The 21,297-nt window shown below is 73.4% G+C and carries 19 protein-coding genes; 11 read left to right on the forward strand and 8 right to left on the reverse strand.

Annotation, left to right across the window (positions count from 1 at the left end; all coding sequences use genetic code 11):
* The coding region (locus tag AB0J97_RS48350) for an MFS transporter (RefSeq protein ID WP_364103205.1) at positions 1–1,219 on the reverse strand (1,219 nt) is incomplete at its 3' end.
* A gap of 64 nt (positions 1,220–1,283) precedes the next feature.
* On the opposite strand from AB0J97_RS48350, the gene AB0J97_RS48355 reads away from it, so the two are divergent.
* Together AB0J97_RS48355 and AB0J97_RS48360 are read left to right on the forward strand one after the other, a co-directional pair.
* Positions 1,284–2,222, forward strand: coding sequence for a LysR substrate-binding domain-containing protein (locus AB0J97_RS48355; protein ID WP_364103208.1), 939 nt, complete (start codon positions 1,284–1,286; stop codon positions 2,220–2,222).
* A gap of 42 nt (positions 2,223–2,264) precedes the next feature.
* Positions 2,265–3,926: a benzoate-CoA ligase family protein gene (locus tag AB0J97_RS48360; protein WP_364103211.1), complete on the forward strand. Its 1,662-nt coding sequence runs from the start codon at positions 2,265–2,267 to the stop codon at positions 3,924–3,926.
* A 21-nt stretch (positions 3,927–3,947) separates the two neighbouring features.
* On the opposite strand, the gene AB0J97_RS48365 is transcribed toward AB0J97_RS48360, so the two are convergent.
* Together AB0J97_RS48365 and AB0J97_RS48370 are read right to left on the reverse strand one after the other, a co-directional pair.
* Entirely contained in the window at positions 3,948–5,459 is a 1,512-nt protein-coding gene (locus AB0J97_RS48365) for an acyl-CoA synthetase (protein WP_364103214.1), read from the reverse strand.
* Positions 5,460–5,547: 88 nt separating this feature from the next.
* Positions 5,548–7,707: a hypothetical protein gene (locus AB0J97_RS48370; protein ID WP_357706608.1), complete on the reverse strand. Its 2,160-nt coding sequence runs from the start codon at positions 7,705–7,707 to the stop codon at positions 5,548–5,550.
* A gap of 293 nt (positions 7,708–8,000) precedes the next feature.
* On the opposite strand from AB0J97_RS48370, the gene AB0J97_RS48375 reads away from it, so the two are divergent.
* On the forward strand, positions 8,001–8,198 hold the full coding sequence (locus AB0J97_RS48375; protein ID WP_364103217.1) for a hypothetical protein: 198 nt from the start codon (positions 8,001–8,003) through the stop codon (positions 8,196–8,198).
* Between the two features lie 243 nt (positions 8,199–8,441).
* Here the strand turns inward: AB0J97_RS48375 and AB0J97_RS48380 are convergent, their stop codons facing one another.
* The 5 genes from AB0J97_RS48380 to AB0J97_RS48400 are packed head-to-tail and all read right to left on the reverse strand — an operon-like array spanning position 8,442 to position 12,475.
* Positions 8,442–9,200: an aminotransferase class IV gene (locus AB0J97_RS48380; RefSeq protein WP_364103220.1), complete on the reverse strand. Its 759-nt coding sequence runs from the start codon at positions 9,198–9,200 to the stop codon at positions 8,442–8,444.
* A 10-nt stretch (positions 9,201–9,210) separates the two neighbouring features.
* Positions 9,211–10,233, reverse strand: a complete 1,023-nt coding sequence (locus tag AB0J97_RS48385) for a hypothetical protein (protein WP_364103223.1) — start codon at positions 10,231–10,233, stop codon at positions 9,211–9,213.
* Complete coding sequence (locus AB0J97_RS48390) at positions 10,230–10,706, reverse strand: SigE family RNA polymerase sigma factor (RefSeq protein ID WP_189645413.1); 477 nt, start codon at positions 10,704–10,706, stop codon at positions 10,230–10,232. Before AB0J97_RS48390 ends, AB0J97_RS48385 begins: the two co-directional genes overlap by 4 nt.
* Positions 10,707–10,733: 27 nt before the next feature.
* A complete protein-coding gene (locus AB0J97_RS48395) occupies positions 10,734–11,696 on the reverse strand; it encodes an adenylate/guanylate cyclase domain-containing protein (protein ID WP_357706599.1) in 963 nt (320 codons plus the stop codon).
* 29 nt (positions 11,697–11,725) lie between these two features.
* On the reverse strand, positions 11,726–12,475 hold the full coding sequence (locus AB0J97_RS48400; protein WP_364103228.1) for an FCD domain-containing protein: 750 nt from the start codon (positions 12,473–12,475) through the stop codon (positions 11,726–11,728).
* Between the two features lie 88 nt (positions 12,476–12,563).
* Here AB0J97_RS48400 and AB0J97_RS48405 point away from each other — a divergent pair, with 88 nt between their 5' ends.
* The 8 genes from AB0J97_RS48405 to AB0J97_RS48440 are packed head-to-tail and all read left to right on the forward strand — an operon-like array spanning position 12,564 to position 21,290.
* Positions 12,564–14,063 carry an ABC transporter substrate-binding protein gene (locus AB0J97_RS48405; protein ID WP_364103231.1) on the forward strand — a complete coding sequence of 500 codons (1,500 nt, stop codon included), beginning with the start codon at positions 12,564–12,566 and terminating at the stop codon, positions 14,061–14,063.
* Positions 14,060–14,998, forward strand: a complete 939-nt coding sequence (locus AB0J97_RS48410; RefSeq protein ID WP_364103234.1) for an ABC transporter permease — start codon at positions 14,060–14,062, stop codon at positions 14,996–14,998. Before AB0J97_RS48405 ends, AB0J97_RS48410 begins: the two co-directional genes overlap by 4 nt.
* A complete protein-coding gene (locus AB0J97_RS48415; RefSeq protein WP_364103237.1) occupies positions 14,995–15,828 on the forward strand; it encodes an ABC transporter permease in 834 nt (277 codons plus the stop codon). The genes AB0J97_RS48410 and AB0J97_RS48415 overlap by 4 nt, the downstream gene beginning before the upstream one ends.
* A complete protein-coding gene (locus AB0J97_RS48420; protein ID WP_364103240.1) occupies positions 15,815–16,729 on the forward strand; it encodes an ABC transporter ATP-binding protein in 915 nt (304 codons plus the stop codon). The genes AB0J97_RS48415 and AB0J97_RS48420 overlap by 14 nt, the downstream gene beginning before the upstream one ends.
* Positions 16,698–17,558: an ATP-binding cassette domain-containing protein gene (locus tag AB0J97_RS48425; protein ID WP_364103243.1), complete on the forward strand. Its 861-nt coding sequence runs from the start codon at positions 16,698–16,700 to the stop codon at positions 17,556–17,558. Before AB0J97_RS48420 ends, AB0J97_RS48425 begins: the two co-directional genes overlap by 32 nt.
* A complete protein-coding gene (locus tag AB0J97_RS48430; RefSeq protein ID WP_357706583.1) occupies positions 17,555–18,736 on the forward strand; it encodes a M20 family metallopeptidase in 1,182 nt (393 codons plus the stop codon). Before AB0J97_RS48425 ends, AB0J97_RS48430 begins: the two co-directional genes overlap by 4 nt.
* The gene (locus AB0J97_RS48435) at positions 18,736–19,881 is read left to right on the forward strand and encodes a P1 family peptidase (protein ID WP_364103246.1); all 1,146 of its coding nucleotides are present in this window, start codon (positions 18,736–18,738) and stop codon (positions 19,879–19,881) included. The genes AB0J97_RS48430 and AB0J97_RS48435 overlap by 1 nt, the downstream gene beginning before the upstream one ends.
* A complete protein-coding gene (locus AB0J97_RS48440; protein ID WP_364103249.1) occupies positions 19,878–21,290 on the forward strand; it encodes an aldehyde dehydrogenase family protein in 1,413 nt (470 codons plus the stop codon). The genes AB0J97_RS48435 and AB0J97_RS48440 overlap by 4 nt, the downstream gene beginning before the upstream one ends.
* Positions 21,291–21,297: the final 7 nt, after the last annotated feature.

Genomic DNA, 21,297 nt, shown 5'->3' on the forward strand with positions numbered 1-21,297 from the left:
GCCCCCCCGCCCAACGCCCCCCCGCGGGGCCGCCCGCCCCCGCCCCCCCCGCCGCCGCCCCCGCGACGAGCACGGCCACGATCGCCAGCAGCAGCCAGCCCGAGGTCAGGGCGATGAGCCAGGTCCATCCGGCGTGGCCGTACACGGCGCTGCCGGCCGTGCCGCCGGCGCCGCTGCCGAGGTAGTAGCACAGGGTGTAGAGCCCGGCGGCGCGTCCTCGGGCGGCGGGCGGGGCCTGCGCGGCGACCCAGGCGTTGGCCACGGCGTGCGCGGCGAAGAACCCGGCGGTCAGCACGGCGAACCCGGCCACGACCGCGGCCAGGGGGTCCAGCGCGGTCAGCGCCGCGCCCGCGGCCGTCACGGCGAGGGCGGCGGCCAGGGCCGTACGGCGTCCCAGGCGGTCGGCCAGGCGGCCGGCGGCGGCCGAGGAGGCGGTGCCGAGGGCGTAGGAGAGGAACACCAGGGAGGCGACGGCGGGGGAGAGCGACAGCGGCGGCGCGGACAGGCGGAAGCCGGCGGCGTTGTAGAGGGCGACGAACGCGCCGACGCCCAGCGCGCCCACCGCGTGCGGCGCCAGCAGCCCGGTCCCGATCCGCACGCGGCCAGAAGGGCGTACGGCGGGCGGCACGGCGGGCGGGGGAGCGGGCAGCGTACGGGCCGCGTACGCCGAGCAGAGCAGCGACACCCCCGCCACCACCAGCAGCGCCCCCCGCCACCCCCACGGTCCGGCGGCGAACCCGGCGCCCAGCCGGCCCAGCATCCCGCCCACCGAGTTCCCGGCGATCATCACGCCCACCGCCCCGGCCAGCCGCGTCGCCCCCACCAGATCGGCCAGGTACGCCGCCCCGACCCCCGCGAACCCGGCGACCGCCACCCCCTGCGCCGCCCGCATCGCGACCAGCATGGGGAACGTCGGCGCCAGCGGCAGCGCCAGCCCGATGAGCGCCGAGGCCAGCACGGACCACACGATCATCCGCCGCCGCCCGACGACCTCCGCCAGCGCGGCCAGCGGCAGCACGGCCACCGCCAGCGCCGCCGTGGGCACGCCCACGGCCAGCGACGCGCCGCCCGGGTCCAGATGGAAGGCGGCCGCGAGCTGCGGCAGGACGGGCTGCGGGGCGTACAGCAGGGCGAAGGAGGACACGCCGGCCGCCGCCACGGCCGGGCCGGCCCGCCGGGTGCCGACACGTTGAGCCTCTTGAGCTTCGATGACCGCCACGCCAGGAAACGCTAAGCAAGGCTAATAAATACGTCCAATGCGGAAATGGGCAATAATTCATGCTGTGCTGGATGAATACGAGTCCGTGGACGAGCGGCTGGCCGCCGGGCTGGCTCCCACGCTCGCCCTGCTGGCCGCCGTCGGGGAGACGGGGCACGTCACGCGGGCCGCCGAGCTGCTCGGCATGCCGCAGCCCACCGCCAGCCGCCGCCTGGCCGCGCTCGCCGACCTGGTCGGCGCGCCCCTCGTGGTCCCGTACGGGCGGGGCATCCGGCTGACCAGGGCCGGGCGCGTCCTGGCCGCCGCCTCCGGCCGGGCGCTGGCCACCATGGAGTCGGCCGCCCGCGAGGTGCGCGAGGAGATCGACCCCGGCAGCGGCCGGATCGTGCTCGGGTTCCTGCACCTGCTGGGCCGCACCCTCGTCCCCTCGCTCATCCGCGGCTTCCGCGAGCGCCATCCGGGCGTGCGGTTCAGCCTGGCGCAGGGCTCGCGCCAGGACATGCTGCGCGCGCTGGGCGAGGGCGAGATCGACCTGGTGTTCGTCGCGCCCCTGCCCGACGGCGACCCGGGCCTGGCCGGGCATCCGCTGGCCGACCAGGAGCTGGTGCTGTCCGTGCCGCCCGGTCACCGCTTCGCCGGACGCGCCCGGGTGCGGCCCGCCGAGCTGGCGGGGGAGGAGCTGGTGACGCTCGAACACGGCTACGGCGTCCGCCAGATCACCGACGACCTGTGCGCGGCGGCCGGGTTCACGCCCAGGATCGCCTTCGAGGGGCAGGAGTCGGAGACCGTGCGCGGCCTGGTGGCGGCCGGGCTGGGGGTGGCCGTGCTGCCCCGCCTGACGGCCGCGGAGGGCGTCGTGCAGATCCCGCTGTCGCCCCCGGTGTTCCGGACGATCGGGGCGTGCTGGCCCGCCGGGACCCGGCTCACGCCGGCCGTGCGCGCCTTCCTGGACCACGTGCGTTCCGGCGCCGCCGACGTCGGGCCGGGGCTGCGTCCCCGCTGACACCCGTCCTGCCGGAAGTAGTTGACGGCTCATCCATTCTGTATGGAGGATTCAGCTACGCACGCCCGCCTGCGGATGGGGACGACCATGCCGGCCGAGTCGTTCAACGCCAGTGTCTTTCTCGTGGACCGCCTGGTCGAGACCGGGCACGGTGACCGCGTCGCCGTCGCCGGCCCCATGGGCACCATGACGTACGCCCAGCTGGCCGCCCACGTCGCCGAGCTGGCCGGCGGGCTGCGGGTGATGGGCGTACGGCCGGAGGAGCGCGTGCTGCTCGTCCTGCCCGACCGGCCCGAGACGCTGATCACCATCCTGGCCGTGATGCGGATGGGCGCGGTCGCCGTCCCGGTGTCCCCCCTGTACGACGGGGCCGAGATGGGCCACCTGATCCGGGACTCGCGGGCGCGGGTCGTGGTCTCCGCGCCCGAGTTCGAGCCGGCCGTCCAGGAGGCGCTGCTGTCGGCCCCCGAGGTCGTGGCGCTCGTGCTCACCGACGCGAGCCCCCCGGGCCCCGGCAACCTCCCGCGCGGCCCTGCTGTGACGGGAGCGGGCCAGGCGGCGGCGGTCGAGACCGGGGTGCCGGTCTGCCCGTGGTCGGACCTGCTGGAGGCCGGGCGGGGCGCGACCGGCCCGTACGACACTTGGCCGGACTCGCCCGCGCTGTGGCTGCACACCTCCGGCACCACCGGCGCGCCCAAGGCGGTCGTGCACCGCCACGGCGCGCTGCGCGACGTCCACGAGGCGTACGGGCGGCAGGTGCTCGGCCTCCGCCCCGAGGACCGGTGCCTCTCGGCGGCCCGGATGTCCTTCGCCTACGGGCTCGGCAACTCCATGATCTTCCCGCTCGCCGCGGGCGCCACCACGATCCTCGACCCCGCCAGGCCCACCCCGGGCGGCGTCGTCGAACGCCTGCTGGAGGAGCGTCCCACCCTGTTCTTCGCCGGGCCGTCGTTCTACGCCGCCCTGCTGGCCGCCCAGGCCCCCGAGGACGCCTTCGCCTCGGTCCGCCTGGCCGTCTCCGCGGGCGAGAGCCTGGCCCCCGAGCTCCACCGCCGCCTCACCGCCCGCTTCGGCGTGGACGTCGTCGACGGCCTGGGCTCCGCCGAGGCGCTGCACATCTTCCTCTCCGGCCGCCCGGGCCAGGCGCGCCCCGCCGGCTCCGGCACCGCCGTGCCCGGCTACGAGCTGCGCCTCCTGGACGACTCCGGCACGCCCGTCCCCGACGGCGAGCCCGGCCACCTGTACGTGCGCGGCGACTCGATCGCCACCGGCTACTGGTGCCGCACGTCCGCCACCCGCCAGGCGTTCCAGGGCGAGTGGCTGCGCACCGGCGACACCTGCGCCCGCGACGCCGACGGCTCCTACCGGTTCCTGGGCCGCGCCGACGACCTGATCAGGGTAGGCGGCGTCCGGGTGTCGCCCATGGAGGCGGAGTCCCGGCTGCTGGAGCACGCCTCGGTCGCCGAGTGCGCGGTGGTCGCCCACGTCGCCGCGGGCGGGCCGGAGCGGCCGGTCGCCTGCGTGGTGCCCGCGCCCGGCCGCCCGATCGACGCCGATGAGCTGATCGGGTTCTGCCGCGAGGCACTGGCCGACGCCGAGTGCCCGCGCGAGGTGCTGGTCCTGGACGAGCTGCCGAAGACGCCGACGGGGACGGTCCAGCGCGTGGTGCTCCGGCAACTGGCCGCCGACCTGCTCGGCAAGTGACCCCCGGAGGCGGCCCCGCGGTCAGAAGGCGTCGCGCAGCTCCCGCTTGAGCACCTTGCCGGAGGCGTTCTTGGGCAGCGCGTCCACGAACACCACGTTCTTGGGCGTCTTGAAGGAGGCCAGCCGCTCGCGCAGGAACGCGTTCAGCTCGGCGGTGGTCAGCCCGGCGCCCTCGCGCAGCACGACGGCGGCCGTCACCGCCTCGATCCACCGCTCGTCCGGCACGCCGAACACGGCCGCCTCGGCGACCGCCGGATGCTGGTAGATGACCTCCTCCACCTCGCGGCTGGCCACGTTCTCGCCGCCGGACTTGATCATGTCCTTCTTCCTGTCGACCACCGACAGGTAGCCGTCGGCGTCCATGACGCCCAGGTCGCCGCTGTGGAACCAGCCGCCGCGGAAGGCCTCGGCGGTCTTGTCCGGGTCGTCCCAGTAGCCGAGCATGGCGTGCGGGCTGCGGTGGACGATCTCGCCGACCACGCCCGGCGCCACCGGCCGGTCCTCGTCGTCGACGATCCTGGTCTCGACGTTGAGCGCGGGCCGCCCGGCCGAGCCCAGCCGGGTCAGCTGCTCCTCCGGCCGCAGGATGGTGGCCAGCGGGGCCATCTCGGTCTGGCCGTAGAAGTTGAACAGGCGCACGTCCGGCAGCCGGGTCGAGATCTCCTTCAGCACCTCGACCGGCATGATCGAGGCGCCGTAGTAGCCCTTGCGCAGCGAGGACAGGTCACGGCGGTCGAAGTCGGGGTGGCGCAGCAGGCCGATCCACACCGTGGGCGGGCAGAACAGCTTGGTCGCGCGCTCGCCCTCGATGGTGGCCAGGATCGAGGCCGGGTCGGCGCCCGGCAGGACGAGGTTGGTGGCGCCCAGGTAGATGCCGGGCGTCAGGAAGCAGTGGAGCTGGGCGCAGTGGTAGAGGGGCAGCGCGTGCACCTCGACGTCGTCGGAGCTCATCTCGCCGTCGACGACGCAGCTCACGTACTGGGCCAGCAGGCCCCCACTGGACAGGGTGGCGCCCTTGGGACGCGACTCGGTGCCGCTGGTGTACATGATCTGGATCGGGTCGTCGGCGGCGATCTCCACCAGGGGCTCGGCGTCGTCGCCGCGCCAGGTGGAGAACGACTCCCAGCCCTCGGCCGCGCCGATCACGCCGCGCACCCGCACGGCCGGCCCGGCGGCGGCCTCGGCCACCGGCAGCAGTGCCTCCTCGACCAGCATGCCGGTCGCGCCGGAGTGCTCCAGGATGTAGGCCACCTCGCGCGGCCCGAGCATGAAGTTGATCGGCACGGAGATCGCGCCCAGGCGGGCCAGCGCGAAGTAGGCCAGCACGAACGCGTGGTTGTTATGGCTGAACAGGGCGAACCGGTCGCCCTTGGCCACGCCCCGCGCCGCCAGCGCGTTGGCCGTGCGGTTGACCTCCAGGTCGAGGTCGGCATAGCTCTGGCGGATGTTGCCGTAGATCACGGCGGTCTTGCCGGGGAACCTGGCGGCCGAGCGCCGCAGGAGGTCACCGATCGTGTGCTGGCGCGTGGTCATGCAGGGTACCCCCATGCCGAATGATGTTCGGCGATCGTACCCGACGAAGGAGGCGCCCGCCGAGACCCCGGCGGGCGCCTCCTCGGGATCACCCGGGCTGGGTGACGCCGTTGACCTTCAGCGTGTACGGCGCGTACTGCTGGACCTGCTCGGTCGGCTCGTCATAGGCCACGATCGCGACCACCGACGGGAAGACCGCGAACGGCGCGAGCTGCAGCCGGTTGAGGCTGATCGAGCCCTTGCCGTCGAACTGGGCCTGCAGCACCACCGAGTGCCGCTCGTCCAGGCCGACCAGGCGCACGTTCCAGTTGCTGACCGGCGTCGGGGAGATCTCGGTCGGGGAGTCGAACGGCTCCAGGCTGGCGCCGTCGCTCACCGCCGTGCCGCCCACCGTGACGTCGTCGACCTTCCAGCCGCCCTCGTTGACCCCGCCGTCGCTGACGTACTGGAAGCCGACGAGGATCTCCTTGCCCGCGTAGGCGGACAGGCTGTAGGAGTGCGGCTCGAACCCGGTGGTGGTGCCGTTGACGGCCGGGCCGAGCGGGCCGGCCACCGTCCTGTCACCGGTGATCGCGGTGTAGGTCTTGCCGCCGTCCGCGGAGACGATCACGTAGCCGTAGTCGAAGCCGGACTCCGCGCCGTACTTGGCGAGGAAGCGCAGCGTCGGGTCGGCGGCCGGGACCGTCACCTTGGTGACCGCGGCGACGTTGAGGTTGCTGGAGTTGCCCGACCACAGCACCGGGTTGCCCGCACGGTCGGGATCGTCGGAGACGACGGTCCAGGCCAGCGGGATCGGCGGCAGCGTCTTGGCGCCCTGGAACGACAGCGAGGTCGGCGCCGCGCCGCCGGGCTTGCGGATCTGCACGTAGTCGGCGCCGTTCGGGGCCGCCCCCGGGGTGTTGTACGCGGCCGGGTTGGCGAGGTTGACCGTCGAGTTCAGGCTCGCGGTCGTCACCCGCTTCTTCGGCACGCCCAGCACCACGCCGCGGCTCCCGACGACCTTGTCCACCAGGACCATGGTCTGGTAGTCGTGGATCACCTGGTACAGGTTCGTCGTCCCGAGCGCGGCCTTGACGCTGGCCAGGCCCTGGAGGGCGCCGTCACGGTGCAGCTTGGACAGGAAGTCCGCGCCGTACCGGTCGTACAGGAACAACATGAACGAGTACGCGTTGCCGTAGTCGGCCAGCACCGCGTCCGGGTTGCCGCCGTCGCCCCACAGGTTGAGCGAGTTCTGCGGGCCGCCGCAGTTGCGCGGGTTCGGGTTGTACGGCGTCTGGACGATGCCGAAGCCCTGGAAGCAGTTGATGTGGTTGTCGAAGCCCTTCTCGAACACCGTCGCCTTGGGGTTGCCGTAACCCGTCACCGAGATCGCGAAGTCCGACAGGCCCTCGTTCATCCAGGTGGTCTCAAGCGGGTCGGTGTAGTAGTGCAGCAGGTGCTGCCACTCGTGGGCGAAGACGCCCTCGTACTGGAAGGGCCGGGCCGAGCGCGAGGTGCACACGTCGGAGGTCGGGTTGTCCGGCGGGTTCGCGCCGGTCCTGTGCAGCCAGTCGAACGCGTCGATCGTCATCACGTTGCGGTCGAGCAGCTCGTTGTACTGCGAGGAGAAGAAGCCCGCGATGTACGTGGTCGCGGCCGGGAAAGTGTAGTAGTTGTCGTCCCGGACGTTGTCGATCAGCGTCACCGTGCGGTCGCCGGCGCCGGTGTAGACGCCGCCGTTGCCGTTGGCGTCGGGGCCGAGCACGGCGTTCGTGCCGTCCCGGTCCGGCGGCGTGCTGAAGGTCGCGGTCTCCTTCGGGAACATGTTCGTGTCGAACTGCTGCACCAGGTTCGTGACCTGCGCGTCGGTGATCTCCGTGGTCCCGGGCACCTGCATGCGGCAGTCACCGGCCGGGAAGGCCAGGTCGTTGGCGACCCAGACCTCGATCTTGTCGCCGACGCCGCGCAGCGTGTAGTCCTTGCGGTACAGGCGGCCGTTGTAGTCGTCCGTGGCCAGCCACTGCCGTACGGTGCCGACCGGCGGCGTCTCGGCGGCGGCCTTGGCCGTGGCGCGGGCCTCGTACTTCGCGGGGACCTTGACGGGCTTGCCGTCCAGGGTGAAGTCCTTGCGGGTGAGCTCCTTGACGTCGCTCGGCGGCGATGCGGTCGCGGCGGCCGCCTGCGTGGTTTCGGCCGACGCGGGTATCGCGGCGAGCGTGGGCAGTAAGAGAAGTGCGGCAGCGATTCCGATGATTCGGGTGCGCGCCATTGAACCCCCTAGGTATGGGTGTTGCCCGGATGGAACAGGGGTGACATCCGGTAATTACCGGAACCTGTTTGACGCGCGCAATAGGGGCATTTGCCAACAAAACACGGCGGATTTGGTGATCAGATCAGGACGGCCGGCCGCCGGCACGACTCCAGCCGCCGGTCCGGGTCGTAGGCGTTCATCGTGACCAGCACCTCCTCGGCCCCGGAGACCCCCACCGTTGTGCACTGGACTTGTGTCCGCCCTGACACCGGACCGGAGATCACCCATCAAGAGTGACGAAAGGTGACAGCATGCCCAAGACGATGCTCAAACTGGCCGCGATCGGGCTCCTGACCGCAACCGGACTCGCCCTGACCGCCGGCCCGGCAGCCGCCAAGGACGACTTCTACCCCGGCGGCGGCACGGTCGCCCCGATGGGCGACGACTACTGGCCCCACAGCGGCGGGATCGCCCCGAAGGACGACTACTACCCCAGCACCGGCGGGTGAGCCCCGGTGCCACTCTGTCAGCCGTGACTCCGGCGGCAAGTGCGACCAGCAGCGGCGAGTGGAAGACGTACGGCCCCTACAGTTTCGTGTTCGATCTTCAGAGCAGAACGTGCATGGTCTCCATCTCCGGTGGTGCCACCTAAGAGGGGTCCTGTGCGGCAAGCGGCACGAGGGGCGTTGGCATGTCCGCTACAACACGGTCACCCATCTGGTCGCACTCCATCACGTGGCCTATGGCGGGGATCAATCCAGCGGGTCCCACGGGGTGGCGTCGTAGAAGGCGAGCAGCCGGGCCAGCGTCCCGGCGTCCTGGCGCAGCGGGACGCCGTCGACCTCGCCGACCGGGACCACGCCGTGGGAGTTGCACAGGAACACCAGGTCGAAGCCCGGCAGGTCGGCGACCTTCAGCGGGCGGCGCTCCTGGGGCACGTCCATGCCCTCCAGCAGGCCCATGGCCGTGCCGTGCAGCATGGGCGCGTCCGGCCACAGCAGGCGGCCGCCGGAGAAGCAGCCGACGTTCGTGATCGCGCCCTCGCTGATCAGGCCGTCGCCGGTGGTCAGCAGCGCCTCGTCGAAGCCCAGCGGCTCGGCGGCGCGCCGGATGTGCGCCTGGGCGAACCCGGCCGCCTTCTTGATGTGCGGCAGGTAACGCTGGAACGCGACGGCCGTGACGCGCTGCGGGCGCGTGGCGACCTCGGTGGGCGGGGCCGCGGTGGCCACCACGTGCGGGCGGCCGTCGTGCTCGACGACGTAGACGCGTACACCCGCGTCGCGCAGGTCGTCGCCGAGCACCGCCCGCACCGAGGCGAGCACCGCCGCGGTGTCGAGCCGGGCGCCGAACAGCTCCAGGTTGGCCGCCGCCAGCCGTTCCAGGTGCAGGGCCAGGCCGCGGGTGCGCCGGCCCCGGACCTGCATGGCGGTGAAGTGCCCGTAGCGGGCCTCCAGCGCGAAGCGCGCGTCGGCGTCGACCGCCCTGCCCTCGACCACCGCTCGTATGATCACGGAAGCGACGTTACCCCTTGCGGTAGACGGCCACGGACCAGCGGACCGGGCGGTTGCTGTCCGGGCCCCAGATGCCCGCTCTGACAGTGACCTTCACCGGCTTGCCCGCGGGGACGGAGAACTCGTTCATCGCCATCGGATACGGGCCCCTCTCCCACTGGCCGCAGGTCGCGGTCACCTCGCCGCCCTCCCCGCCCTCGATCAGGTACCTGAACCACATCCGCCGGGCCAGGTCACCGGCGCAGAGCGCCTCGATGCCGATCCGGCCGCCGTCGCCCCGGGCCGTGACCGTGAACGTCCTGGCCTGAGGCCACACCAGTTGCCGGGTGGCGCCGGCCAGGTCCCAGCCCGCCAGCCGCTTGGGGAACGGCTTCAGCGGCCCGGGCTCGACCGGCCGGCCGGGCGGGGTCCATTCGTAGACGGCCAGGCTCCAGACCGCCTCGTCGGGTCTCTGGGGCACGCACGGCCCGTCCTTGACCTCGCGGGCGCACCCCCAGCCCTTGGTGGCCGTGTCGAACGTGACCGTGATCCGGCCGGCCCCGCCGGGCACGACGAGTGGGACCAGCTCCATGTCCTTCGGGCACGAGGAGAGGGACTGGAGGGGCGCGACGTCGCCACCGGTCACGGTGATCGCCGGCGGATTGGCCCTGGGGCCGCCCTCGCACAGCGCGGCCACGTCCAGCGGCTTGCCCGAGACCGGGATCGTGACCGACGCCTTCGTCGTCCTCTCCGTCCTGATCGTCGCCGTGGCCAGCCGCCGGTAGCCGGTGCCGTCGTGGGCGGTGAACCGTTCCGGCAGCTCGCGCGCCGCCTTGACGGCCGGGGTCGCCGCCTCCTGCGGGGGTGCGGCGTCCCCCGGCAGCAGGGAGAACACGGTCACGGCCGCCACCACCGCCGCGGCGGCGGCCGTCAGGCCCCTGCGCCGCCGGGTCCGGCGCACGCGGCGGCGGATGTGCTCGGGGCGGGCCGGGTTCGCCGGGGCGGGACCCTCGGCCCGCTCCCGCAGCACGTCACGCAGGTCCTGCACGCTCATCGGTACTCCTTCACGATCGACTCGTCCACGCGCAGCTTGGCCAGCGCCTTGGCGGTCTGGCTCTTGACCGTCCCGTCCTGGCACCCGAGGATCCGCGCCACCTCCTGCACCGTCAGGTCCTCGTAGAAACGCAGCACGATCACCGCGCGCTGCCTGGCGGGCAGCCTGCCCACCGCCTCCCACAGCTCGTCGGGTCCGTGCCGGTCGGCCTTGGCGCCCTTCTCGGGCAGGGCGTCGCTCGGCAGCTCCGTCCGCCAGCGCCGCCGCCACCACGACGTGTACGTCGTCACGAGCACGCGCCGCACGTACGCCTCGGGCTCGTCGATGCGCGGCCAGGCGAACCACGCCTTGGCCAGGGACTCCTGCAGCAGGTCCTCGGCCGTCCCCCAGTCATGGGTCAGCAGGTACGCGGTCCGCAGCAACCGCTCGGACCGGGAGGCCACGAAGTCGTGGAAGAGCTTTCTGTCAGGCACACCGGTACTGACGCATCGTCGGCGACGTCAGGTTGCCCCGGCGCGCATGATCGTGAACGGCGCCAGCTCGCCCAGCCCGCGCACCGACAGCCGGTCGACCGCGCGCAGCCGGAAGGCCCGGTCGCCCTCCAGCTCCTCGGCCATCTCGGGGTCGGCCAGGATCGTTCCCGGCAGGGACAACGCGGTGAGCCGGCTGGCCAGGTTGACGGTGGTGCCGAACACGTCGCCCATGCGCCAGATCACCGGGCCGGCGGCCAGACCCACGCGCAGCTCGGGCATGTCCCTGCCGCGATGGGTCTCCACGAGGCGCAGCGCGATCTCGGCCGCCACGTGCGCCTTGTCGGCCACGAACAGCACCGAGTCGCCGAGCGTCTTGACCACCCGCCCGCCCGAGGACGTCACGACGTCGGCCGAGCGGCCCTCGAACCTGTCGACCAGCCTGGCCAGCTCGGTCGCCGTGATCTGCCTGCTGAGCCGGGTGAAGGCCACCAGGTCGGCGAACCCCACCGCCATGCGCACGGCGCTCATGTCCTGGTCGGCCAGGCGTCCGGCGGCGGCGGCGAGCTGGCGCTGCCAGGCGTAGACCAGCAGCCGCGCCAGGTCGGGCACCACCCGCTCGGCCCGCCGCCGCCAGGCCCGCGGACGCTCGGCCAGCGGCACGCCCGCCTGGTCGAGCGCCTCGGCGCCCAGCTCGGCCTGCGACTCGGCGAGCCGGGCCGTGGCCCGGCCGATCGAGCGGGCCATCAGCAGCATGTGCTCCTCGTCGTAGGCGCCGGAGCTGACCATCGCGAGCATGGTGCGCAGCGCCTCGACGTCGGAGTCGGTGAACTCGACCGCGTCGTCGGCCACGTTGGCGAACCCGAGCGCCCGCCACAGCCGGCGCGCGCGGTAGACCGGGACCCCGGCCATGTGGGCCACCTGGTGGCTGGTGTAGCGGCGCGGTGCGCGCAGGAACGCCTCCGCCACCCCGTCCGCGTCCTCGCGTGACACGCGTGCAACATAACACCCTGTGGCGGGCGTCACTCCAGGAGGGCGCGCAGGGCGGGCCGCTCGGCCTCGGGCAGGTGGACGGCGTAGTAGTCGTACATGGACCGGCGGAGCAGGCGCGCGGCCGAGGCCCCGTCGCCGGCGCGTACGGCGGCCAGCACCTCCTCGTGATGCCGGATGCTCCGCCGCATCAGCGACCCGCGGTCGGGCGCGTCGGCGATCTTCCCGGAGATCAGCCCCAGCACGACCGAGCGCACGACGTCGGTGCAGACCTGGATCAGCGTGTTGCCGCCGGCCGCCACGATCACGTCGTGGAAGGCCACGTCGGCGGCGCTGAAGGCGTCGTGGTCGGAGGACACGGCGGCGCGCATGCCGGCGATGGCCGTCTCCATCTGCGCGAGCTGCTCCTCGGTGCGCAGCCGCGCGGCCAGCAGCACGGCCGAGGCGTCGAGCACCATCCTGAACTGCACCAGCTCGGCCAGCGACAGCTCGGCCACCCGTGCCAGCGTGGTCATCGACTTGTGTAAGGCGGCGGGGGAGAACGGCAGCACCTCCGCGCCGTTGGGATCGCCCGGCCGGGAACGCACCAGGCCGCGCGCCTGGAGCACGCGCAGCGCCTCCCGGATCGTGGAGCGCCCCACCGAGAACTGCACCATCAGCTCGCGCTCGCTGGGCAGCCGCGCACCGGGGCCCAGGGCCCCGCTCTCGATGGCCTCCTCGACCTGTTCCACGACCCGTTCGTAGGCGCGTACGGCGCGCACCGGCTCGAACCGTGCACCCATGGGAGCCCCCTTGACCCGGGCCGTCGCGGACTGGCAATGTGCGTAGCCTACTGGTCAGACCAGTGCACTAGCCAGGAGGCTGTAAGACATGAGGCGAATCGGAATCTGGATCGCCGTGGGCGGTCTCCTGCTGGTCACAGCCGCCTGTGGCGGCGGTTCCGGCTCGGGAGGTTCCGGCACCGGAGGCGCCCCCAAGGCGCAGTCCCTGTCCGTCGGGTTCGTGGCCGAGCCGGCCAACCTCGACTTCACCGCCACCGAGGGCGCGGCCATCCCGCAGGCGTTGCTGGTCAACGTCTACGAGGGCCTGGTCAAGCTCGACCAGGACGGTTCGATCAAGCCGCTGCTCGCCGAGAGGTGGACGGTCTCCGACGACCGGAAGACCTACACCTTCACCCTGCGCAAGGGCGTCACGTTCAGCGGCGGCGCGCCGTTCACGGCCGACGACGTGGTGTTCTCGCTCGGCCGGGTCGGCACCGACTGGAAGCTCAAGATCAAGTCCCAGCTCGACGTCATCGACAAGGTGGAAAAGACCGACGACTCCACCGCCGTCGTCACGCTCAAGCGGCCGAGCAACGGCTTCCTCTACGCCCTGGCCACCCGCCTCGGCGCCATGTTCAGCCGCACCGGCGTGGCCGACCTGGCCAACAAGCCCGTCGGCACCGGGCCGTACACGCTGGGGGCGTGGAAGCGCGGCGAGTCGATCCAGCTCGCCGCCAACCCCTCCTACTGGGGCGCCAAGCCGGCCCTGTCGGCGATCACGCTCAAGTACTTCAAGGACGCCACGGCGATGAACAACGCGCTGCTGACCGGCGGCATCGACGTCATCTCCGCCGTGCAGGCGCCCGAGTCGCTGCAGCAGTTCGCCGACCCGAACCGCTTCCAGACGGTCGAGGGCACCACCAACGGCGAGGTCGTGCTGTCGATGAACAACGCCCGGCCGCCGTTCGACGACGTCAAGGCCCGCCAGGCGGTCCGGTACGCGATCGACCACAAGGCGCTGCTGGACACCGCGTGGGCCGGCCGCGGCCAGCTCATCGGCTCGATGGTGCCGCCCACCGACCCCTGGTACGAGGACCGCACCGGCGACTACCCCTACGACCCGGCCAAGGCCAAGGAACTGCTGGGCGGCAAGGCGCTGACGGTCAAGATGCGCATCCCCAACCTGCCGTACGCGGTGGCGAGCGCGCAGGTCGTGAAGTCGCAGCTCGCCCAGGTGGGCATCACGGCCGACATCGAGCCGCTGGAGTTCCCGGCCCGCTGGCTGGACGTGGTGTTCAAGCAGGGCGACTACGACCTTTCCATCATCAACCACGTCGAGCCCCGCGACATGGGGATTTTTGCCGATAAATCGTATTACTTCCACTATGACAATCCCGAGTTCGGCAAACTCCTCGCCTCCGCCGACGCCGGCACCGAACAGCAGCAGACCGACGACCTCAAGAAGGCCGCCAAGCTGCTCTCGGACGACGCCGCCGCCGACTGGCTGTTCCTGTTCCCCAACCTGATCGTGGCGAAGAAGGGCGTCACCGGGCTGCCGAAGAACGCCATCGCGGAGTCCTTCGACTTCACCGGGCTCGCCAAGCAGTGACGCTCTACCTGCTCAAACGGCTGGCGGTGCTGATCGTGAGCGCCGCCGTCGCCGCCGTCGCGGTGTTCGCGTTCATGGCGCTGCTGCCCGGCGACCCGGCCGAGATCGCGCTCGGCGTCAACGCCACCCCCGACGCGGTCGCCGCGCTGCGCCGGCAGTTCGGCACCGACCGGCCCCCGGCCGCGCAGTTCCTCGACTGGGTCGGCGGCCTGGCCCACGGCGACTTCGGCGTCTCCTACGTCACCAGCGCGCCGATCGGCCCGCAGATCGGCGAACGGCTCGGCGTGACGGCCGTGCTGGTGCTCGGCGGCATGGTCCTGGCGCTCGCCGTCGCGGTGCCGCTCGGCACGTACGCCGCCGTGCACCACCGCAACCCGCTCGGCGCGGCCGTCAGCGCGGTCAGCCAGCTCGGCATCGCCGTCCCCGCCTTCCTCGCGGGCATCCTGCTGGTGTTCGTGTTCGCGGTGAAGGCGCAGGCGCTGCCCTCCGGCGGTTACGTCCCGATCGCCGACAGCCCCCAGGAATGGTTGCGCTCGCTGCTGCTGCCGTGGTTGTCGCTCGGGCTCGTCCAGGGGGCCGTGCTCACCCGTTACGTGCGCAGCGCCGTGCTCGACGTCATGCGCGAGGACTACCTGCGCACCGCCCGCGCCAAGGGCCGCGGCAGCACCGGCGCCCTGTGGCGGCACGGCCTGCGCAACGCCTCGATCCCCGTGGTCACCGTGCTCGGCCTGCAACTGGCCACCCTGCTGATCGGGGCGGTCGTGGTCGAGCGCGTCTTCGTCCTGCCCGGGCTCGGCGACCTGCTGCTCAACGGCGTCGCCGGGCGCGACCTGCTGCTCGTCCAGGGTGTGGTGATGGTGCTGGTGGCCGCGGTCCTGCTGATCAACTTCGTGGTGGACGTCGCCTACCGCCTGCTCGACCCGAGGCTGCGATGACGGGCCGGGTGAACGCCGCGCTGCTGACCGGCGGCGTGCTGGTCGGGCTGGTGACGGTGGCCGCGCTGGCCTCGTTCGTCTGGACGCCGCACGACCCCACCCTCGTCGACGCCGCCCGCAAGCTGCGCGACCCGGGCGGCGGCTACCTGCTGGGCGCCGACAAGTTCGGCCGCGACACCCTCAGCCAGCTGATGGTCGGCGCGCGCACCACCCTCTACGTCGGCGTGGTGGCCGTCGGCATCGCCGCCGTGCTCGGCGTGCCGCTCGGCGTGGTCGCCGGGATGACGCCGCGCGGCTGGCTGTCGGAGCTGATCATGCGGGTCAACGACCTCGTGTTCGCCTTCCCGGCGCTGCTGCTGGCCGTCATGCTGGGCGCGGTCTACGGGGCCGGCACGCTCACCGCCATGATCGCGATCGGGGTGGCCACCGTGCCCGCGTTCGCGCGGGTGGCCCGCGCCGCGGCGCTCCAGGTCATGGTGACCGACTACATCCTGGCCGCGCGCGCCGCCGGCCGCCGCCGGGGCGCGATCGCCGTACGGCACGTGCTGCCGAACATCGCGTCCGTGCTGATCGTGCAGGCCTCGGTGTCGTTCGCGATCGCGATCCTGGCCGAGGCGGCGCTGTCGTTCCTCGGGTTCGGCACCCGGCCGCCGACCCCGTCGTGGGGGCGGATGTTGCAGGAGTCCCAGGAACTGCTCTTCTCCACCCCGCGCCTGGCGCTCTGGCCGGGCCTGGCGATCGCGCTCGCCGTCCTCGGGTTCAACCTGCTCGGCGACGGCCTGCGCGACCACCTCGACCCCAAGCTCAGGAGGATCCGTGCTGAGCGTTGAAGGGCTGTCCGTACGGGCCGGCGGGGTGGGGCTCGTGCACGACGTGTCGTTCGCGATCGGGGCGGGCGAGCGGGTCGGGCTGATCGGCGAGTCCGGGTCCGGCAAGTCGCTGACCGCGCTGTCGCTCATGGGCCTGCTGCCCGAGGGCGTCACCGCCTCCGGCGTGGCCAGGCTCGGCGGGCGAGACCTGGTCGGCGTACCCGAGAAGCGGCTGAAGGACCTGCGCGGACGCGAGCTGTCGATGGTCTTCCAGGAGCCGATGACCGCGCTCAACCCGCTCATGCGCGTCGGCGCCCAGGTCGCCGAGGTCATGACCCTGCACGGCGTCCCCCGCGCCGAGGCCGGGCGGCGCGCGCTCGTCCTCCTGGAACGCGTCCGGCTCCCCGAACCCGGACAGATCGCCCGCGCCTACCCCCACCAGCTCTCCGGCGGCCAGCGGCAGCGCGTCATGCTCGCCATCGCCCTGGCCAACGAGCCTGGGCTGCTCATCTGCGACGAGCCCACCACCGCGCTCGACGTCACCGTGCAGAGGCAGATGCTGGAGCTGATCGCCGAGGTCGCCCCCGCGCTGCTGTTCATCACGCACGACCTGGCGGTCGTGGCCTCCGTCTGCGAGCGGGTGATCGTCCTGTACGGCGGCCGCGTCGTCGAGACCGGGCCCATCCGCGAGGTCTTCACCCGCCCCCGCCACCGCTACACCGAGGGCCTGCTGGCCGCCTCCCGGCTCACCCCGCGCGGCACCAGGCTCCCCACCATCAAGGGCAGCGTGCCGCCCGCGGGCGCCTTCCCCGAGGGTTGCGTGTTCCGCAACCGCTGCCCGCACGCCACCCCGCGGTGCGAGACCCCGCCGGCGCTGACAGGAGACGGCCATGCCCACGCATGCTGGCACCCCGCCGACTGAGCCGCCGACTGAGCCGCCGACTGAGCCGCCGATCGAGCTGCCGGACGGGCCGCTGATCGAGGCCCGCCGGCTCACCCGCGTCTACCACCGCCCGCGCACCTCGCTCATCAGGCCGGGCGCGCCCGTCCACGCGCTGCGCGAGGTGTCGCTGACGGTCCGCCGCGGCGAGCGGTTCGGCATCGTCGGCGAGTCCGGCTCCGGCAAGTCCACGCTGCTGCGACTGCTGTGCGGCCTCGACCGGCCCACCTCCGGGTCCGTCGCCTTCGACGGACGGGAGATCACCGGCCTGCCGGAGCGGCGGCTGCGCTTCCTGCGGGAGAACCTCCAGATCGTCTTCCAGGACCCGATGAGCTCACTCGACCCGCGCATGCGCGTGCGCGACCTGGTGGCCGAGCCGCTGGTCGCGCTCGGCCTGCCGGTCGGCACGCGGGTGCCCGAGCTGCTGGAGGAGGTCGGCCTGCCCGCCTCGGCCGCCGACCGCTACCCCCACCAGTTCTCCGGCGGGCAGCGGCAGCGCATCGCCATCGCCCGCGCGCTCGCGCCCCGGCCGAAGGTGCTGGTCGCCGACGAGCCCGTCAGCGCCCTGGACGTGTCCGTCCGCGGCCAGATCCTCAACCTGCTCGCCGATCTGGTGGACGAGCTGGGCCTGACGCTCGTGTTCGTCTCGCACGACCTGTCGGTGGTGCGGCACGTGTGCGAGACCGTGGCCGTCATGAGCGGCGGCGAGATCGTCGAGACCGGTCCGGTGGACGACGTCTGGGCCGCGCCGCGCCACCCCTACACGCGTGACCTGCTGCAGGCCGTACCGACCCTGGAGGGATTGTTGTGATCGACGTCGACGAGCGGGGGGTCGTGGAGTTCACGCAGGCCCTGGTGCGCATCCCCAGCACCAACGACCCCGCGCGCGGGCGCACCGAGCGGCCCGCCGCCGCGCTGGTCGAGGCCAGGATGCGCGAGTGGGGCTGGGACCCCGTCGTGAGCGAGGCCGCCCCCGGACGCCCCAACGTCGTCGCGGTGGTCGAGGGCGGCGGCGGCGACGGGCCGACGCTGATGTTCGAGGGCCACACCGACGTCGTCACCGAGGGCGACCTGTCCACCTGGACCGTCGACCCGTTCGGCGGCGAGATCCGCGACGGGCGGCTGTGGGGCCGGGGCAGCGCCGACATGAAGTCCGGCCTGGCCGCCACCCTCTACGCCACCCGCGCCCTCCAGCTCGCCGGCCCGTTCCCCGGGCGGATCAAGGTGTGCGCGCTGGCCGACGAGGAGGGTCTGATGATCGGCGCCCACCACTTCGTCGCCTCCGGGCTGGCCGCCGGCGTGGACGGCGCGATCGTCGCCGAGCCCGAGGCCGGGGAGATCTGCGCGGTGGCCAAGGGCGCGCTGCGGCTGCGGGTCGACCTCACCGGCAAGATGGCCCACGGCGCGATGCCGCAGCACGGCCGCAACCCCGTCCAGGCGGCCGGCACGCTGCTGGTCGCCCTGAGCTCCCTCCAGCGGGAGCTCCAGGAACGGCATCCGGCCCACGAGCACCTCGGCGAGGTGTACGTGACCCCGACCGTGGTCCGGGCGGGCAGCGAGGAGCAGGTCAACGTCATCCCCGCCACCGCGTCCGTCTTCGTCGACGTGCGGACGGTCCCCGGGCTGGAGCACAAGGTCGTGGCCGACCGGGTGGCCGCCCTCGCCGCCGCCTCCGACGGGATCGAGGCGTCGGTGTCGGTCCTGGTGGACCGGCCGCCGGTGGACGTGCCGGTGACCGACCCGGTGGTGGCCGCGCTGGCGGCGGCCCACCGCGCGGTGACGGGGGAGGAGCCGGTCTACGGCGGCGTGCCCGGCTCGACGGACGGGACCGTGCTCACCCACTGGGGCGGCATCCCCTCGGTCGTGTACGGCCCCGGCGGCAAGTGGATCGCCCACCAGGCGGACGAGTACGTCGAGGTCGCGGAGATCGTCCGGTGCACCCGGGTGTTCGCCGAGGCGGCGCGGCGCTTCCTGCACCGGGACTTCTGATGCTCGCCGAGCCCGCACCCGGGATGCGTCCCGGGGCGACGAACTCCCTGGTGGACGTGGCCGGGCTGCGCGTCGGGCACGCGCATCGGGTGGGCGGCGGCTACCGGACGGGCACGACCGTGGTGCTGGCGCCCCCGGACGGCGTGGTGGCCGGCGTCGACGTGCGCGGCGCCGCTCCCGGCACCCGCGAGACCGAGCTGCTCGACCCGCGCAACCTGGTCGAGCGCGTGCACGCCGTCGTGCTGTCGGGCGGCAGCGCGTACGGGCTGAGCGCGGCGTGCGGGGTGATGGAACGGCTGGCCGACGCGGGCATCGGGTTCCCGGTGGCGGGCGGGGTGGTGCCCATCGTCCCGGCGGCCGTCATCTACGACCTCGGGCGCGGCGGCGACTTCCGCGCCACCCCCGACGCGGCCCTCGGCGCCGCCGCCTACGACGCCGCCCGCCTCGCCCCTCCGATCTTCCCCCTGCCCCGGCCCGCCGCGGACGATCCCTCCCCGCGCACCGCGTCCGCCCCCTTCTCCCGGCCGACGGGCGACGGCGGCGCCGCTCCGTACGCGACCGCGCCCCCTACGGCCGGCGGCTCCATCGGGGCCGGCGCCGGGGCGATGGCGGGCGGTCTGGCCGGCGGGGCCGGGACCGCCAGCGCCGTCCTGCCCGACGGTGTCACCGTGGCCGCCCTGGCCGTCGTCAACGCCGCCGGATCCGTCCTCGACCCCGCGGGCGCCACCCTGGCCGGCGTCCGCTATGGCCTGCCCGGCGAGTTCGGCCACCTCAGCGCGCCGGACCCCGCCGAGGCCGGGGCGTGGCGTCCGGACAAGGTGACCTCGTTCAACACCACCATCGGCGTGGTGGCCACCGACCTCACCCTCACCAAGGCCCAGTGCGGCAAGCTGGCCGGGGTGGCCCACGACGGCCTGGCCAGAGCCATCCGGCCGGCCCACACCATGGTCGACGGCGACACCGTCTTCGGCCTGGCCACCTGCGCCCGCCCGGCCCCCGGCCCGGACGGCCTCCAGGACGTCCTGGCCGCCGCGGCCGACGTCTTCAGCCGGGCGGTGGCCCACGCCATGCTCGCCGCCACCGGCCGCGAGGGCGCACCGGCGTACCTCGACGTGTTCCCGAGCGCTCTGGGGGGAGACAGATGACCTGGCCGGACGGCCTGCCCATCGGCGACGGATGGGTCACCACCGAAGACGCCACCGACGTGGTCTTCCCCTACGACGGCTCCGTGGTGGCCCGCGCCCCGCTGGGCACCCCCGCCCACGCCGTCCGCGCCCTGGAGGCCGCGCTGGCCGTCGCGCCCGCCATGGCCGCGCTGCCCTCGCACGCCCGCCGCGCCGCGCTCATGACGGCGCACGACGCGCTCGCCGCCCGCCGCGAGGAGTTCGAGCGGCTGCTCGTCCTGGAGACCGGCAAGCCGCTGGTCGACTGCCGGGTCGAGGTGGCCAGGACGCTCGTCACCCTCGCCACGGCCGCCGAGGAGGTCGCCCGGCTGCACGGCGAGACCGTCCCGCTGGACCTGCTGCCGTCGGGGGAGGGGCTGGTCGGGTTCTGGACGCGGCGGCCGATCGGCGTCGTCGTCGGGATCACCGGCTTCAACTACCCGCTGCTCCTGGCCGCCCACAAGATCGCCCCGGCGGTCGCGGCGGGCTGCCCGGTGATCGTCAAGCCGGCCCCGGCGACGCCCCTGGCCACGCTCCGGCTGGTGCACCTGCTCCGCGAGGGCGGCCTGCCGCCCGCCGGGGTGCAGCTCGTCACCGGGGACGTCGAGGTCGGCCGCACGCTGGTCGAGGACCGGCGGATCGGCGCGGTCTCCTTCACCGGCTCGGCCGCCGCCGGGCACGCCATCGCCCGTGCCGCCGCCCCCACCAAGGTGCTGCTCGAACTCGGCTCCAACGCCGCCCTCGTGGTCGCCGCCGACGCCGACCTGGAGGCCGCCGCCGACGCCGTCGTGCGCGGCGGCTACTACGCCTCCGGCCAGGCGTGCATCGCGGTGCAGCGGGTGCTGGTGGAGGAGCCCGTACGGGCGGAGTTCCTGGCGCTGCTGGCCGCCCGCGTCAAGGACGTCACCGTCGGCGACCCGCGCCTGCCCGAGACCCGCGTGGCCCCGCTGATCGACGCCGCCGCCACGGATCGCGTCCTGGAGTGGATCACCGCCTCGGGCGCCGAGGTGGTCGCCGGCGGGGTGCGGGAGGGCCGGGCGATCGCGCCGACGGTGCTCTCCGGCGTGCCCGACGGCGCCGCGGCCTGGGACGAGGAGATCTTCGGCCCGGTGGTGTGCGTACGCGCGGTGCCCGGCCTCGACGCCGCCTTCGAGGCCGTCAACCGCTCCCGCTACGGCCTGCACGCCTCCGTCTTCACCCGCTCGCTGGCCACCGCCTTCACCGCCATAGACCGCATCGAGGCCGGCGGCGTGGTGGTGAACGAGGTGCCCGGCTTCCGGGCCGACAACATGCCGTACGGCGGCGTCAAGGACTCGGGCACCGGCCGCGAGGGCCCGAGGTTCGCCATCGAGGAACTGACGGTGACCAGAATGGCGATCATCCGCCCCTGACGGCCGG

This window comes from Nonomuraea sp. NPDC049607, from assembly GCF_040675375.1.
Classification (GTDB): Bacteria; Actinomycetota; Actinomycetes; order Streptosporangiales; family Streptosporangiaceae; genus Nonomuraea.